This is a genomic window from Streptosporangium sp. NPDC049248 (assembly GCF_040678965.1).
GTDB lineage: Bacteria > Actinomycetota > Actinomycetes > Streptosporangiales > Streptosporangiaceae > Streptosporangium > Streptosporangium fukuiense.
This window is the reverse complement of record NZ_JBFAQY010000032.1, coordinates 1-15,777: the sequence shown is the minus strand read 5'-3', so window position 1 is coordinate 15,777 and position 15,777 is coordinate 1. Positions and strand designations below refer to the sequence as shown.

Sequence of the window (15,777 nt, the reverse complement as noted above, 5' to 3'; positions counted from 1 at the left end):
GGCCCGGCGGCCTCGACGATCCTCACCGCAGCGACTCCTCGCGCAGCCGGTCCGCCAGCCGGAGCAGGCGGGCGATCTCCTCCTGGCCCTCGGCCACCTCGCGGGTGCCCTCGGCCAGGCCGAGCGCCTCGTGCATGCCGGAGACGCCGCCCAGCTGGTCGCGGATCTGACGCCCGAGCAGGTCGGTGGATCCGCAGGCGCGGGCCTCGTGACGGCAGAACATGCACATGTCGCAGGTGGACAGGCAGTCGGGCGCGTAGCGGGCGGGCACCTGGAGCAGCGCCTGGGTCAGCTCGTCCGCCGAGCGGGTCGGCACCCCGTCCTCGCCGGGGGCCAGATCGAAGGTGAGGTCGTCCGGCAGGCCCTCCAGCAGGTACTCGACCCTGGTCATCCTGGTGAGCTGGCGGCGCAGCACCGACAGTTGCTTGCGCACGTCGACCAGTGCCGCGGTCGGGCGGTTGGCGAAGTTCTCCGGGCAGACGAGCACCACGTCATGGGAGACGCGCTCCGGGTCGTGTCCGAGCTCGGCCATGAGCGTGCGCAACGCCAGGACGTAGACCGCCGCCTGCCGTGCCGCCGCCGCGACCTTGTCAGGCTCGGCCTGGCCGTCGATCATGCCGAACGACTTGATCTCCACGATGTGGAAGCGCCCGCCGATCTGGAAGGCCACCACGTCCGGTTCGAGGTAGGAGGTGTGCCCGGCGATCTCCAGGCTGAACAGCGGGTGGTCGTAGAACACCGCGGTCCCGTCGTCCTCGCGCGCCGCGCGGTCGATCAGCGCCCGGGTGTGCGAGTGGCGCAGGTGCGAGCCGACGCTCTCCACGTCCCGGTAGCCGACCTGGGCGACGGACAGGCCGAGCAGCTCGCGCAGCAGCCGCAGCAGTTCGGCGCAGCCGTTCTCCTTGACCAGCGACTCGAAGACGTTGCCGCGGGTGATCGCGAACTGGGACTGGCCGAACGGGGCGGGGAAACCGACGTGCCGGGCCGTGCGGTCCTTGTCCACGCCCGCGGCGTCCATCACCGCCCGGCGCGCGCAACCGGGGTTGGCGGCCAGCGCCGCGATGGCCCGCGCGTCGTGCGGGCGGGCGGGCATCGTCCCGCGCAGCTCGTCAAGCCTGTTCAGGAAGGCTCTCTCCCGAAGGCTGCTCATGCGCGGGTTCCCCCGTCCAGCCGGGTCTTCAACAGGCCCCCCTCAAGGTGTTCATCGCGGTGACGCCGAACAGGCGCTCGGCGTCCGGTAGTTGCCTCGTCGCCCGCGCCGCCACCTCGGCCCGCTGCGCGGTGTCGGCGGCCCGGTGCACCTCCAGCTCGGCCCGTGCCGCGCGGATCGCGGTCGCGGGATCGGCCGGGGCGAAGCCCTCGACGGCGCCCGGGATGTTCTGCGCCATCCGCGACAGCAGCCGCATCGCCCCGGCCGGCGGCTCGGCCAGCCGCGCCAGGTGCTCGGCGATGCGCATGGTCGAGGTGAGGAAGTCGACGCGCGGGCTCAGCGGTCCCAGCACCCGCGACTCGGCCGGCCAGGTGCTGTCGGCGAGCAGCCCCCGGGCGGGGGAGAGGCGGTCGGTCAGCGCGGCGCACAGGTAGTACGGCCTGGCGTAGGGGTCGCCGCGGAACGAGCGCTCCTCGTCCCGGCGCAGGCTGGTCAGCTGTGAGCCGCGGAGTTCGCGGGAGAAGAACGCGTCGTTCACCGCCACGATGAGCTTGGCCGAGGTCGGTACGCCCAGCATGGCCAGCGCCTGGTGCACCTGCTCCCTGATGGGCAGCAGCGAGGTCTCGGGCTCGCACGCGGGCGCCGGCGCCTCGGAGCTTATCGCCGCGTCCCATGCCTGTTCGGCTCTGCGCAACTCCCCGCGCAGCGACCGGGCGAGCGAGTTCTCCTTCGCCTTGACCGCCCGTCGCACCTCGGCGCGGAGACCGGCTATTCGCCGTTCCAACGCGTCCAGTGAATCACTCACGGCCCGGAGCGTAACAGGAGTTCCACTGGTCTCCCTTCAATTCCAGTGAATTCCAGTATTAAAGAGCGGCCATCGCATCGCGATAATGCGACAAAAAGGGCATTTAATACGTAACTCGCTGCCGGGCCTGGAGAACCTGACAGATGTCGAGCGCCCCGTTACCCGAGACATCCGGACCGTGACGGGCCACCGGCACGAGACCGGCGGCGGCCGTTACGCCGCCGCGGTGTCCGCGCCGGGAGGTTTCGGGGTCCCCGGACCGGTGAGCCGCGAACCGGCGGACCCGACCGGCAGGCCGGGTGCTGGAATTCCCCGCTTCCAAGCCTTGGGCGGACATCGATCCGGAAGCCCTTTCCAAGGTCGCATCCCCGAGCCGGGAGGGTCCAGTCGCTCCAGCGTGCGGGAGGCGATCAAAACCCTCAGCGCGCTCGACATCGTCGAGGTGCGGCACGGGCACGGCACCTACGTCGGGCGGCTGTCCTTCGCCGCACTTGTCGAGAGTCTGACCTTTCGGGGGCTGCTCAGCCGGTCCGACGACTTCCGGGTGCTCTCCGAGCTGGGCGAGGTCCGCCAGACGATAGAGCAGGGGCTGGCCGGCTCGATCGTCGCCGCCTTCGACGATACCCACACGCCGAACTGCTCGGCCTCGCCACCCAGATGGACGAACGCGCGGCCCGCGGCGAGGCCTTCATAGAGCAGGATCGCGAGTTCCACCTGCTGCTCATGGAACCGCTGGGCAACGAGCTGGTCACCCAGCTCACCGCCGCGTTCTGGGACGTCCACGCCATCGTGGCGCACACCCTGGACGCGACTCCCGAGTCGGTGCGGGAGACCGTCGAGGCGCACCATGCGATCGTCACGGCCGCCGCCGCCGGTGACGTCGCCGCGTTCACGCGGGCCATCGCGGCCCATTACGCCCCGATCCAGCGGAGGCTTCAGGAGGAACCGGGGCGCCAGGAACCCGCGGCTGACGCCTGAGGGTTCCTGGCGCTTCCGATCACCCCTGAACGCCGGCCGGTGGCGCGAGCCAGGCGGGTAGCGGGCGGGTGTGCAGCACGTCCAGCCGCGAGACGGCCCGGGTCGGCACGACGTAGAGCCGGTTGAGTCCTCGGGGCTCGGTTTCGGCGATCTCGGCGGGCTCGGCCACCACCACGTGGTGGTACTCCAGCCCCTTGGCCATTGTCGCGGGGACGGCGGTGACGCGGGCCGCGGGGGCGATGTCGTCGAGTGTGGCGACCTCGACGCCTTCGGCCCTCAGCGCCGTCACCGGCTCGCCGAGGGCCGCGTCGGTGGCGATCACCGCGACCGAGCCCTCATGGCCGAGCGCCTCGCGCACCGCGCGGACCGCGGAGCCGGCGAGGTCGGGTGTCCGGAGGACCTCGAGGCGGTCGTCCGTACGGAACGAGCGAGTCCTGGGCACGTCCACAGCCGGCTCCTCCAGCAGGCGGTCGGAGATCGCGACGACGGCGGCGGGCACCCGGAAACCCGTGGTCAGGGCGGTCGGCTCCGCAGCGAGGTGTGCGCGGACTTCGAGGTCAAACTTCGTGAGTTCAGCTGAACACCGCTCCGGCCGTACGGCGCACGCGGCCTCTTCGCCGTGCACCCGAGCCCGCGTCGCGGTGGACCAGGGCCGCGGCCCGTCCGCGTGGACCCCTGCCGCGCCGGGGGCCGGGCGGGCCGCGACCCGGTTCCGTCATTGACAGGCGTCTCCACGTGTTCCTACCTTGGAAACAGTGTTTCCTCTAGGGAATCGGATGGTAGTGCCGTGGAATACCCCCTCTCTTTGGCGCTTGTGGACTTCTTGCCGGTTCTCGCTATGGCGACCGGTATCACCCTGCTCGTTCCCGGGGTTGGTGCCGTCGCCGGACCGAAAGTGATGCGTGTCGCACTGGCCGGAGGGCTGTCCATCGTGACCGGCGGCGCCCTCAAGGCCACTTGGAAGACCATCGTGGCCCTGGGCGGCCCTGACATCGTCTGGATGGCCAAGGCGCAGTTCTTCCTGCTCGGGCCGGGCTTCACCATCCTCGCCTGGGCGCTGCTGAGCGTCCGTCCCGGTGATGCGGGCAGGAGGATCGCTCCGCTGTGGGCGTTCGTGGCCTTCGCTCTGATCGGAGTCGTCGCCGCGGCCGGAGTCGGAGCGACTTGGCCGCTGCTCGTCGTGACCACGGCATCGTCGACGCTCCTCGCCGTGCGGCTGATCCTGCTGGCCCAGAAGTCGGGTGACACCGTGGCGATGGCCCTGCTGGGGTTCAACATCCTCGGTAGCTACAGCATGGGAATGCTCGCCGGGCAGCCGGAGCAGACCATCGCCCTGCAGTGGTTTGAGGAGTCGCTCAACACCTGCGTCTGGACGGCCTTCGCGGTGGCGGTGTGGTGGCTGACCCGGGCCGGGCGAGCACTCGCTCATGTCCGGACGGCTCCCGTGTCATAGCTGGAGCGCGCCTGCAGCACGACCAGGCCACTGATCGTCGCGGGCACCAGCAGGGCGGTGAAGGCGTAGAGCAGTGAGCCGAACAGGTCGGACACCGCGCCCACCAGGAGAGGCCCGAGCGCTCCGCTGAGGGCGAGGGTGAACTGGAGGAGGGCGAAGCCGACACCGCGCCGCTCCGCCGGCAGCAGATCGGCCAGGCCCGCGGTCAGGTTGGCGATCGCCACGCAGAAGAAGGCATTGGTGATCAGGAACATCACGATGCGTACCCCGAGGACCGGCACGCCCACCGCGGCCCCGAGGAACAGTGCGCCGGCGAGCAGGCTGCCACCGCTCAGCGTGACACGCCAGGCCCGCCGGCGGTCCTGCCACCTGTCACCGTATCGGCTGCCGAGCAGGGTGCCCGCGATGATGCCCACCAGGCCGGCGCCTCCGGCGATGCCCGCCGCCGGTCCGGCCTCCAGGCCGTTGAAGCGCTGCAGGAAGGTGGGCAGCCACCACATGATTCCGCCGATGCCGAAGAAGAGCAGCCCGAGACCGGTGAAGACGAGGCGTACCGCCCGGATCGCGATCACCTCTCGCATCTGCGGGATCACCTCGCGAAGACGCGGCTTCTCCGCGGCCGTCGCCGTCGCGTCGTCCGCTGTCGTCTCGTCCTTCGTCGCGGCGGCATCCGGCCCCGGAACGCCGGCGGCTTTCTGGGCCTCGCCGACACGGTCGCCGATCCCGCGGATCGGCTCGCGTAGCGTCAGGCAGAGGAGGGCCACCAGCAGGCCGGGAACGAACACGAAGAAGAACGCGCTACGCCAGCCGTACGCCTGCCCGACGGCACCGCCCACGGCCACGCCGATGGGGGTGCCGGCGAAGTAGGCCATGCGCTCGAATCCGAAGGCCCGGGCACGCGAGCCCGGCGGATAGTAGTCGGCCAGCAGGCTGGCCGCCGGTGGGCTGTAGAGCTGGCTGGCACCGCCGAGCAGGACGCGCATGCCGAAGAAGAGGGCGAACGTCGGGGCGAGCCCGGAGCCCAGGGTGAGCAGGGCCCACGACCCCACGATGGCCGCCATGAGGCCGGTGCGCCGTCCGGTGTCCGCGAGATAGCCGGCCGGCAGGAGCAGGATGGCACTGGCCACCAGTGAGGCTGTCGAGATCGCGCCTCCCCAGGTGTCACTGAATCCGAACTCCGCCTGGATCAGTGGCAACGCACCCGCGACCAGGTAGAACTCGACCTTGTCGACGAGCGAGACCAGCGCGATGACGGCGGCCGCCCACCAGCCGAAGGGGGCCGCGCGGTCCAACCGGACTTGGGCCGGCGGGCGGCCCGCATAGACGGCCATCTCGATTTCGGGGGGCCGGGAAACCGTGTGGTCCATGCGTGACCTCCGTACTTGCTCAAACCTATTGACTGAGCATCTGTTCAGATGACTTGATAGTGAAACATCGTCCCCATGAGGGAAACGAGATTCGGGGGCCCGCAGCCGCCCGGGCCTGTTGGCCGAGCGCCTGTTCGGGTGACTTCATAGTGAAACATCGTTCCCTTAGGGGAAACAAGGGTCGGAGGGTGCATAGATGGATGCGCTGTCGGCGGAGCAGGGTGCCTCGCCCGCGCCGCCGAAACCGGAGTCGCTGATGGGCGCGATCCGGGGTCGTGTGCTGTGGTCCGTACTGGGTACCTGGTCGCAGGCGCTCGCCACCACGGCGCTTCTCCTGCTCGTGGGCGCGGCGATCGGAGAGATCGCGGCAGGACGAACGCCGAGTAGCGGGCTGATCATCGGTCTGGTGGCGGCCGCCGCGCTGCGGGCCCTGTTCGCGGCACTGATCCCGGCCGTCACCATCCGAGCCGGCGGTTTCCTGGAGGTGAGTCTGCGAGCGCGGATCTACCGCCACCTGCTCCGGCTGGGCGCGCCCCTGCGCTCACGCGAGCAGAGCGGTCAGCTGGTCTCCACCGCCACCGAGGCGGTCGAACTGGTCGCCACCTACTACGCGACCTTCCTCGGCCCGATCCTGGCCTCGATGACGGTTCCGGTTCTGGTCCTCGCCGCGATCGCGCTGTTCGTCGACCCGTGGGCGGCGCTCGTCATCGCCATCGCGGTACCGGCGATCCCGCTCACCGTCGGGATCTTCGAACGGAGCTTCGCCAAGGTCAGCGCGGGCTACCGGGACACCGCCAACCGGCTGGCAGCCCGATTCCTGGACGCGCTGCAGGGGTTGTCGACGCTCAAGCTCTTCAACCAGGGCACCGCGCACGGCAGGACCCTGGCAAGCGCATCGGAGGATCTCCGCCGGGCGATCATGCGGCTGCTGGCCGGGAACCAGGTCATCCTGTTCGTGGTCGACACGGTGTTCTCCCTGGGGATGATCACTGCGGCCACGGTTCTGGCGATGGTACGGCTGGACGAGGGCGCGATCGGCATCGGCGAGGCGGTCGCGCTGGTCCTGCTCGCCACCCAGCTCGTCGAGCCGCTGGACAAGGTCGGCCAGTTCTTCTACATCGGGATGGGCGGCAGCGCCGCGGCCAAGGAGATCAAACGACTCCTGGCCGAGCGGCCGTCGGTACCCGATCCCGCGACGCCGGCGCCCGACGGCGCCCCCGCGGAGGTCGAGTTCCACGGCGTGAGCTTCGCCTACGACCCGGGGTCCCCGGTGCTCCGCGACGTGAGTTTCAGGATCGCGCCGGGAGAGAAACTCGCCCTGGTCGGTCCGTCCGGGTCCGGAAAGTCCACCGCCGCGGCTCTGCTCCAGCGCAACATCGCCGCGGGCGAGGGCGTCGTCAGCATCGGCGGCCACAACGTCACCGAGGTACCCGGCGACTGGGTGCGCGAGCAGATCACCGTCGTCGCCCAGACCACCTACCTGTTCACCGGCACGCTGCGGGACAACCTCAGGGTCGCCGCCCCCGGCGCCGACGACGACCGGCTGTGGCAGGCGTTGCGCACCGCCAACCTCGACGAGTTCGTCCGCGGCCTGCCGGAGGGCCTGGACACTCCGACCGGCGAGCGCGGCCTGATGCTGTCGGGCGGGCAGGCACAGCGGGTCGCGATCGCGCGAGCCGTACTCAAGGACGCGCCCATCCTGATCCTGGACGAGCCCACCTCGAACGTCGACCTGGAGTCCGAAGCGGCGATCCTCTCCGCACTGGACCGGCTCGCCGTCGGACGCACGGTTCTCGTGATCGCGCACCGCCTGGCCACCGTACGAGACGCCGACCACATCGTGGTCCTGGAAGACGGCCGTGTCACCGAGCACGGCACCCACGACGAACTGCTGTCGGGCACCGGGCACTACGCCCGCGCCATGCGACGCACAGAGGCGGAGACCGGATCATGACCACCGAGGAGATGACCCGCGCCCGGATCAGCCGGCGCCTGCTCGACTTCGGCCGCCCGCTCTGGCCCCCGCTCACCACCTCGGTGACCTTCCGGGTGCTTCAGATGTGCCTCAACATCGCCCTGTACGGCATCGGATCCTGGGGCGTCACCCGCGTCGCCTCCGGAGACGCCGGGGTGATCACATCCGTGGCCGTCACGATGGTCGTCATCGCGTTCGCCAAGGGCCTGTTCCGCTACATCGAGCAGTACTTCGGGCACTTCGTCGCGTTCAAGCTGCTGGCCATGCTGCGCGACGACTTCTACACGCGGATCGAGCCGCAGGCCCCCGCGGGAATCGAGGGGCGCCGCACCGGTGACCTGCTCGCCCGCGTCATGAAGGACATCGACCGTATCGAGGTGTTCTACGCCCACACCATCGCTCCGTCACTGGCCGCGGCGATCGTCCCGCTCGTCTCGCTGTCGGTGCTGGGCGCGGCCTTCAGTCCCGTCGTCGCCCTGGTGCTGGCGCCGTTCCTGGTCGCCGTGGGTGTCGTCGTTCCCTGGATGAGTCACCGGGCGGCCGCCACGGCGGCCACCGACCTGCGGCAGGCCCGCGGCGATGTCTCCCAGCACATGACCGACGGTGTGCAGGGCGTTCGCGAGGTGCTGGCCTTCGGATACGGCACCCGCCGCCTCGACGAGCTCGGCGAGCTCGGTTCGGCGGGGGCGGGCGCCGTCGGGCGGCTGGGTGCGATGATCTCGGTACGGCGCGGGCTGAACGAGCTGCTGGTGGCCGCCGGCGTCATCGCGGTCCTGTTCGCCGGAGCCGCACAGGGACTCTCCTGGCAGGACGTCGCGATCGTGGTCGCGATCAGCCTGGCGACCTTCGGGCCGGTTCTCGGCGTCGAGGAGTTCATCGCCGACCTGGAGCAGGCGTTCGCCGGCGCCCGGCGCATCTGGGAGGTCACCGACCGGCCCCCGGCGGTCGCCGACCCGCCCGCCCCCGTCGCCGCGCCGGCCGAGCCGTCGATCGGCTTCGAGGGCGTCACATTCGGCTACCCGGCCGCCGTGCCCGGCCTGACCCCTCCCGCGGTCAGCGACGTCTCGTTCACCGTCCCGGCCGGCAAACGGTACGCGGTCGTGGGCACCTCGGGTTCCGGCAAGTCCACGCTGATCTCGCTGCTGCTGCGGTTCTGGGATCCGGCCTCGGGATCGATCCGCGTCGGGGACGTCCCGATCGACCGCCTGAGCCTGGAGGAGCTGCGCGACCTCGTCGCCGTCGTCGGCCAGCGCACGTATCTGTTCAACGACACGGTCGCCGCGAACCTGCGCATCGCCCGCCCCGAGGCCACCCAGCAGGAACTGGAGGCGGCCTGCCGCAGGGCGGCGCTGCACGACACGATCCTGGCGATGCCCGAGGGCTACGAGAGCGTCGTCGGAGAGATGGGCGAACGCCTGTCCGGTGGCCAGCGGCAGCGGTTGTCGATCGCCCGGGCGCTGCTGAAGGACGCCCCGATCCTCGTCCTGGACGAGGCGACCTCCGAACTCGACGTGCACACCGAGGCCGAGATCCAGCGGCAGATCGACGACCTCGCCGAGGGACGGACCCTCCTGGTCGTCGCGCACCGCCTCTCCACGGTGACCGACGCCGACCGGATCCTGGTCATGGACCGCGGCAGGCTCGTGGAGCAGGGGACCCACCGAGAGCTGCTCGCGGAAGGGGGCGCCTACGCGCGCCTGTACGCCCGCCAGGTCGACGACCTCGACCAGCCGACGGCCCCCACCGCGGGCCGGGCGTCCACCTGAGGCGTGGCCGCGGGGAAGCTGCATTCTTCCCCAGAAAGGGTTTCCATGCTACGCCGGAATCCCCGCCGGCCGCGGCGGCTGTTCACCGTCGTCTGCCACCGCGTGCGCCTCGCACTGGCGGAACTGCTCAAGGAGCGCTTCGACATCGACCACACCACCCTCCAGGTGGACCCCGGTGGCCCGGAGGCCGACCCGGCGCAGGTCGTACCGCGTCAGCACTGCCCGGACCCGCACGGTCCCCGGCACCGCGGCGGCCACAGCTGAGCGGTCGGCCGGGGGAGGGGCGGCGGAGCCTTCCGCCGCCCGCCGAGGATGTCAGCTCCCGATCTCCGTGCGGTCGCCCGACCACAGGGTGTGGAAGGAGCCCTCGCGGTCCACCCGCTGGTAGGTGTGCGCACCGAAGAAGTCACGCTGGCCCTGGATCAGGGCCGCAGGCAGGCGCTCGGCCCGCAGCCCGTCGTAGTAGGCCAGCGCGGTGGAGAAACCCGGTGCCGGGATGCCCAGTTCGGCGGCCTTCGCCACCACCCGCCGCCACGAGTCCTGCGCCAGGGTCAGCGCCTCGGCGAAATAGGGGGCGGCGAGCAGGGTGACCGGCTTGTCCGGCGCCGCGTACGCCTCGCGGATGCGGTCCAGGAAGACGGCGCGGATGATGCAGCCGCCCCGCCAGATCGTGGCCAGCACGCCGGGGTCGACGTTCCAGCCGTACTCGGCGCTACCCGCCCTGATCATGTCGAATCCCTGGGAGTAGGCGACGATCTTCGACGCGTACAGCGCCCGCCGCACATCCTCGGCGAAGTCCTCGCCGACGGCGCCGGCCGGTACGCCCGAAGGACCCGGCAGGCCGCGCGCGGCCGCGCGCAGGTCGGCGTGGCCGGACAGGGAGCGGGCGAACACCGCCTCGGCGATGCCGCTCACCGGAACCCCCAGGTCCAGGGCGATCTGCACGGTCCACCGGCCGGTGCCCTTCTGCTCCGCCCGGTCGGCGATCACGTCGACGAGCGGCCTGCCGGTGGCCGCGTCGACCTGGCGGAGCACCTCGGCGGTGATCTCGATCAGGTACGAGGACAGCTCGCCCGAGTTCCACTCCGCGAAGATGTCCGCGAGCTCCGCCGGGGTCCGGCCGAGCCCCTGCCTGAGCAGGTCGTACGCCTCGGCGATGAGCTGCATGTCGGCGTACTCGATGCCGTTGTGCACCATCTTCACGAAGTGCCCGGCACCGTCGGGACCGATGTGCGCGCAGCAGGGCACGCCGTCGACCTTCGCCGCGATGTCCTCCAGCAGCGGGCCCAGCGCCTCGTACGACTCCTTCGAGCCGCCGGGCATGATGCTCGGCCCGAGCAGCGCGCCCTCCTCCCCGCCGGAGACCCCCGCGCCGACGAAGTGCAGGCCGCGCTCGCGCAGCGCGGCCTCGCGCCTGCGCGTGTCGAGGAAGTGCGCGTTCCCGCCGTCCACCAGCATGTCGCCCGGCTCCAGCAGGGGAGCGAACTCCTCGATCACCGCGTCGGTCGCCGCCCCGGCCTTGACCATGATCAGGATGCGCCGGGGGCGCTCCAGCGCCGCGACGAACTCCTCGGGAGTCTCGCAGGGGACGAAGGTCCCCTCGTCCCCGTGCTCCTCGACCAGTGCCTTGGTCCTGTGATGTGACCTGTTGTGCACCGCTACCACATGCCCGTGCCTCACCAGGTTACGGGCGAGGTTCGCCCCCATGACGGCCAGCCCTGTCACACCGATCTGTGCCTGAGTCATCACATACCTCCAACTCGGAGACCTCGGTCCTCACGACCGGGAAAGAAAACACGACAGGATGCCACATAGTGGGTTTCTCGAAAGCATGAGCGAACCCGGTCCGTGCGTCATCACCGCTTATGACGTACGCGGATCGCGAAGCGAGCGTTCACATCTCGCCTCATCCAATCCTTCACCTCAAGAATGCCAGTCCCTACTCGCCCTGACTAAAGGGGCGAAGAGAGTGTCGGCGCCGTGCCGACCGGCGGACCGTCCGCTTCCGAGCGGTTCCGGCCCCGGCTGGGAGCGGGAGCGACGTGACCGGATCCCACCCCGAGGGCTCACCGGCCGAAGCGGATTCCCGGCGTCTCCAGGCCGATGAGGCCGCCCAGGCACCGATAGGTCCGTGCCCCACCCTGGAACTGCTCCTGGGAGGGGGGCAGGACCGTGCCCTGCCACCTGCTCCGCCTATCACTGCGGGTGTCGTGCATGGAGGCGAACATGACCTGCTCCGAGCACACCTTCCGCACCGTCGGATGCTTCTCCAGGGCCGCCAGGTCGTAGGTGAGCGAGTCCTGCGGAAGCGGCGCGATCGCGTACGTCTCCCACACGTGCGTCTCCTCGCAGCCGATCCGCCTGGCCGTGGTGTCGCCCGCGATCGAGACGAGGCCGCCCCAGCACTCGGGCTCCGCCACGCACGCGGCCCCCGCACCGGCGACCGCCGAGGCGGGGCAGGCCGCCGTGACGGTGCGAACCTCCGGAACCTTGGGGGCCGCGGACGCGCCGGGCGCCGAGGCCGTGCCGTCCCCGGCGTTCTCGCCGCCCCGGCCCGACTGCTGCGAGGTGGTCGGGGTCCGGTCGCGATTCTCGATGTACATGAGCCCGGCCCCGGCCAGCAGCAGGATCACGAAGGCTACGGCCACCGCGACGAAGACCCGCGTGTTCGACGAGGCGGGATGCTCCGGCGGTTTGGTACCGCTCACCCCCGGAGAGGTCAGATGCGACCGCACCGGCTCCCTGCCGGGCCCGCCCTGGACCGGCGGCGCGCCGTACGGCGGTGGCGTTGTGGCATACGGCGGAGATGGAGCCGGAGCCGGGGGAGGGGGGACGGGCCGTGGGGCACGGGACGGGAAGGCCGGAACCTCCCCCGTCGAACGCAGTCCCGCGAGGGCGTCGCGCAGCGCGGCCACCGAGGGGGTGCGCCGCGCGGGGTCGGCGGCCATGGCATCCCTGAGCACGGCGGTCAGTTCCGGCGGCACCCCCGGGATCTCGGGGACGGGCAGGCGGTGCAGGGCCATGATGACCGCGATGTTGACCACGCCGCTCTCCGGGAAGCGCGGAGGGCGCCCGGAGAGCAGCGCGTACAGCGTGGCGGCGAGGGAGTAGACGTCGCCCGCGGGGGCGGGTTCGGTCAGCTCGAACGCCTCGGGCGGAGCATAGGCAGGGGTGAGGGACTCCCTGGTCACCGATGCCTCGCTGCCCGACGAGGGCATGGTGGCCAGGCCGAAGTCGGAGAGCACCGCATTGCCGTACCGGTTGATCAGAATGTTGGCAGGCTTGATGTCGCGGTGCAGCACTCCGGCGGCGTGCGCCGCGGACAGCGCGTCGGCGATCTTGATGCCGATGTCGGTGACCTCGACCGGCGGCAGCCGCCCCTCCGCACGCATCCGATCCAGCAGCGACCCGCCAGGGCACAGCTCCAGGACCATGTACGGCCGCCCGTCGGGCAGGACCCCGGCGTCGTAGACATGGGCGACGTGCGGGTGGCCGGAGAGGGCGCCCGCCGAGGTCACCTCGCGCATGAAACGGCGCCGGTCCCGTTCCGAGACCAGCACCCGGTTGTCCACCTTGAGCGCGACCTCACGCTCCACCGCCAGCTGCCTGGCCCGGTAGACGATTCCGAAACCACCCTGGCCGAGCACCCCGGACACCTCGTAGCCCGGTACGGCGACGGCACCCGCTCCGGCCACCTGCCACCTCCTGAAGACGAGCGGCAGATTACCGGAGTTTCACCCGCGAACCACGCGTTATACCGGCAGGCGCCGCTTCTGGTCGCTGGGATGTCCGTCACCGAGCTCCGCCAGAAGCGCGTCCCAGCGGGCCCCGATGGCGTCGAGACCGTAGTCGGCTGCCGTCAGCGCCGCGTTGTCGCCGAGCCTGCCACGCAGCTCCCGATCCTCGATCAGCCGGCAGAGCGCCTCGGCGAGCGCCGCGGGTTTTTTCGGCGGAACGAGCAGCCCGTTGTGCTCGTGCACGATGACCTCCCCGGGGCCGTGCGGGCAGTCGAAGCTCACCACCGGCACGCCCTTGCTCATCGCCTCCAGGATCGTCATGCTGAATCCCTCGTGGCGCGAGCTGACGGCGTAGATCGATGACTTGGCCAGCTCCATGCCGATCTCCGACGAGCTGCCCATGAGCAACATCGTGTCCGACAGCCCGGCCTCCTCGATCCTGGCGCGGAGCTTCCGCTCGGCCTCGGGCCTGCCGCGCCCGTAAAGGCGCAACACCCAGTCGGGGTGCGCCGCGGCGACGGGCTGCCATGCCTTCACCAGCAGGTCGAAGCCCTTGGCGTGCACCATCCTGCCGATGGCGACCACGACTTTCTCGTCCAGCTTCGCGATGTCACCGGACAGCGCGGTCACGGCGTTCGGGATGCGCAGCAGCCGTCCGGGCGGTGTCCTCAGAACCCTGCGGTAGTGCTGCAGGTCCACCTGCGTCAACGTGACGAAGGCGTCCAGCCTGCCGTAGCGCCGCTTGATGAGCCGGACGACCTCGGGGGAGTGCACGTCGAGTGCCACATGCTCCTGGCCGATGGTGATGACGCCCGGTGGCGCGAACAGGGCGGTGATCAGGTTGAATCCCGGCCGGGTGGAGATCAGCACGCCGGTGCGCATGGATCGCAGACAGCGGACCATGCGCAGGTCCGTCAGCAGTGAGACCGCCCGGTAGACGTTCTCCTGCCTCGGGATCAGCATGCTCGGCAGGCGCGACAGCAGCCACCCCACCGGGCCTCGCCGCCGGGTCCTGTCGTCCAGGAACGACACCCGCACGCCCGGCGGGATGGGAAAGAACGGCTCCCTGGCCGTCCGGACCACGCTGACGATCTCCACATCGCGCTCGCGGGCCAGATGACCCGCCAGGTTGAGCACGGTCCTGATGGTGCCGCCCATTCCGTACGCGTGCTGCAGCAGGATCCGGACGGTTCTCGTGTCGGGCGCCGGAGCGCGCCTCGCCCGCCTCGCGTTGAGCGCCCGCAGCACCCCGAACGCCATCCGCCTGACAGCCACCCGTGCTCGCCGCGTCCTCGACATGCTGAGAGCCCCCCGCCCGTCCCGCATTCCCTGTCATTCCCCTTTCCCGGAGCTACTTCCGCTAAAGCGCACACGCCGGACATCTCGCTCACTGCCTGACAGATCGTCGTACGGGCCGCAGCGGTCCCGGACCGCCGGTGAATCGGTCCCGCCCGTCCTTCGCGACGTGAGCTCATGTCCCCTGCCCCACCGGAGCCGCTGTTCGCGTTCACGGCGCTTCCGGCCGGGGCGCCCGGCCTATGCTGTTCCTCTCCGTGTGAGGGGAGCATCGGTGGGCGGACGGGATCCGGATCGGCGTCGAGCGTTGCTCGACGCCGCGGACCGGGTGATCCGGCGTGAGGGACCCGAGGCGTCCATGGCGTCGATCGCCGCAGAGGCGGGGGTCACCAAGCCCATCCTCTACCGGCACTTCGGCGACAAGAGCGGGCTCTACCAGGCCCTGGCGAACCGGCATGTCCGCACCGTGGTCGGCCTGCTGCGCCCGGAGTTCGACCGGGCCAAGGCCGACCTGCGCAGTCGCGCCCGAGCGACGATCGACGCCTATCTGGAGATGATCGCGGCCAACCTGAATCTCTACCGGTTCCTCTTCTACCGGGCCGGCGCGGAGGACAGCCGGACCCACTCCCAGATGACCGCGATCGTGCGCAGCCTCGGTGAGGAACTCGGCACGGTGATCGCCGCCGAGACGGCGGTGCCCGATCCGGTTCGCGCCCAGGTACTGGGTCACGCCTTCGTCGGTATGGTTCAGGCCACCGGTGACTGGTGGCTGGAGCATCCCGAGGTGGACCGCGCCGAAGTCGTCGAGGGGCTGGTCAGCGTCATCGTGGCGACGATGTCGGCCACGCTCTCCCGCTGACGTCGCCTGTCACCGAACCTCTTCGCCGGCGCCACGGCCTCAAGGGTCGTCACCACATAAGCGTGCGATTCATCGGTCTTCCGGGCGGTCGGGTCTCTCTGGGGACGTGGTCGATTTGACGATGCGGGACGAGGTTCGTACAGTTCACCAGACCCGAGGGAGACGGCGGTGGCGCCGGGGCCTCGGGAACCTCTCTAACGATCTTCATCCCAAGGGGATATCTATCTCCAAAGGGGTCTGGTTCGACATGAATCAGATGGTCGAGTACGTTAGAAGGGTTGCTCTGGAAACGGAGTCGCCGAATTCCAGCAAGACCTGCAAGATCAAGTCAATCGATTCAAAACGAGCCGGTTTGACACGAAAAAGCGGGCCTGAAAGAATAACGGCACAA

At 70.3% G+C, this 15,777-nt stretch carries 14 protein-coding genes; 7 read left to right on the top strand and 7 right to left on the bottom strand.

Going from position 1 to position 15,777, the window contains the following annotated elements; genetic code table 11:
* Positions 1–22: 22 nt before the first annotated feature.
* Together AB0K21_RS37210 and AB0K21_RS37205 are read right to left on the bottom strand one after the other, a co-directional pair.
* Complete coding sequence (locus AB0K21_RS37210; protein WP_364156771.1) at positions 23–1,150, bottom strand: hypothetical protein; 1,128 nt, start codon at positions 1,148–1,150, stop codon at positions 23–25.
* A gap of 28 nt (positions 1,151–1,178) precedes the next feature.
* Entirely contained in the window at positions 1,179–1,955 is a 777-nt protein-coding gene (locus tag AB0K21_RS37205; protein ID WP_343967910.1) for a hypothetical protein, read from the bottom strand.
* A gap of 397 nt (positions 1,956–2,352) precedes the next feature.
* Here AB0K21_RS37205 and AB0K21_RS37200 point away from each other — a divergent pair, with 397 nt between their 5' ends.
* Both AB0K21_RS37200 and AB0K21_RS37195 read left to right on the top strand, forming a co-directional pair.
* Positions 2,353–2,649, top strand: a complete 297-nt coding sequence (locus AB0K21_RS37200; protein ID WP_364156768.1) for a hypothetical protein — start codon at positions 2,353–2,355, stop codon at positions 2,647–2,649.
* On the top strand, positions 2,613–2,933 hold the full coding sequence (locus tag AB0K21_RS37195) for an FCD domain-containing protein (protein ID WP_364156765.1): 321 nt from the start codon (positions 2,613–2,615) through the stop codon (positions 2,931–2,933). Before AB0K21_RS37200 ends, AB0K21_RS37195 begins: the two co-directional genes overlap by 37 nt.
* 19 nt (positions 2,934–2,952) lie before the next feature.
* Here the strand turns inward: AB0K21_RS37195 and AB0K21_RS37190 are convergent, their stop codons facing one another.
* Entirely contained in the window at positions 2,953–3,432 is a 480-nt protein-coding gene (locus AB0K21_RS37190) for a hypothetical protein (RefSeq protein ID WP_364156762.1), read from the bottom strand.
* A gap of 339 nt (positions 3,433–3,771) precedes the next feature.
* Here AB0K21_RS37190 and AB0K21_RS37185 point away from each other — a divergent pair, with 339 nt between their 5' ends.
* Positions 3,772–4,386 (top strand): hypothetical protein, encoded by a 615-nt coding sequence (locus AB0K21_RS37185; RefSeq protein WP_343967918.1) that lies wholly within the window; start codon positions 3,772–3,774, stop codon positions 4,384–4,386.
* On the opposite strand, the gene AB0K21_RS37180 is transcribed toward AB0K21_RS37185, so the two are convergent.
* Entirely contained in the window at positions 4,359–5,753 is a 1,395-nt protein-coding gene (locus tag AB0K21_RS37180; protein ID WP_364156759.1) for an MFS transporter, read from the bottom strand. The genes AB0K21_RS37185 and AB0K21_RS37180 overlap by 28 nt on opposite strands.
* A gap of 196 nt (positions 5,754–5,949) precedes the next feature.
* On the opposite strand from AB0K21_RS37180, the gene AB0K21_RS37175 reads away from it, so the two are divergent.
* From AB0K21_RS37175 to AB0K21_RS37165, 3 genes are read left to right on the top strand one after another with little or no spacing between them, the layout of a single operon-like run.
* On the top strand, positions 5,950–7,707 hold the full coding sequence (locus tag AB0K21_RS37175; protein ID WP_364156756.1) for an ABC transporter ATP-binding protein: 1,758 nt from the start codon (positions 5,950–5,952) through the stop codon (positions 7,705–7,707).
* The gene (gene cydC, locus AB0K21_RS37170; RefSeq protein WP_364156753.1) at positions 7,704–9,494 is read left to right on the top strand and encodes a thiol reductant ABC exporter subunit CydC; all 1,791 of its coding nucleotides are present in this window, start codon (positions 7,704–7,706) and stop codon (positions 9,492–9,494) included. Before AB0K21_RS37175 ends, cydC begins: the two co-directional genes overlap by 4 nt.
* 45 nt (positions 9,495–9,539) lie before the next feature.
* The gene (locus AB0K21_RS37165) at positions 9,540–9,758 is read left to right on the top strand and encodes a hypothetical protein (protein ID WP_343967927.1); all 219 of its coding nucleotides are present in this window, start codon (positions 9,540–9,542) and stop codon (positions 9,756–9,758) included.
* Positions 9,759–9,809: 51 nt separating this feature from the next.
* Here the strand turns inward: AB0K21_RS37165 and gndA are convergent, their stop codons facing one another.
* From gndA to AB0K21_RS37150, 3 genes are all read right to left on the bottom strand, one after another.
* Complete coding sequence (gndA, locus tag AB0K21_RS37160) at positions 9,810–11,240, bottom strand: NADP-dependent phosphogluconate dehydrogenase (RefSeq protein ID WP_364156749.1); 1,431 nt, start codon at positions 11,238–11,240, stop codon at positions 9,810–9,812.
* Positions 11,241–11,560: 320 nt separating this feature from the next.
* The gene (locus tag AB0K21_RS37155; protein ID WP_364156746.1) at positions 11,561–13,189 is read right to left on the bottom strand and encodes a serine/threonine-protein kinase; all 1,629 of its coding nucleotides are present in this window, start codon (positions 13,187–13,189) and stop codon (positions 11,561–11,563) included.
* A 57-nt stretch (positions 13,190–13,246) separates the two neighbouring features.
* A complete protein-coding gene (locus tag AB0K21_RS37150; protein ID WP_364156743.1) occupies positions 13,247–14,506 on the bottom strand; it encodes a glycosyltransferase family 4 protein in 1,260 nt (419 codons plus the stop codon).
* A gap of 295 nt (positions 14,507–14,801) precedes the next feature.
* Between AB0K21_RS37150 and AB0K21_RS37145 the strand changes: the two genes are divergently transcribed.
* On the top strand, positions 14,802–15,386 hold the full coding sequence (locus AB0K21_RS37145; protein WP_343967936.1) for a TetR/AcrR family transcriptional regulator: 585 nt from the start codon (positions 14,802–14,804) through the stop codon (positions 15,384–15,386).
* Positions 15,387–15,777: the final 391 nt, after the last annotated feature.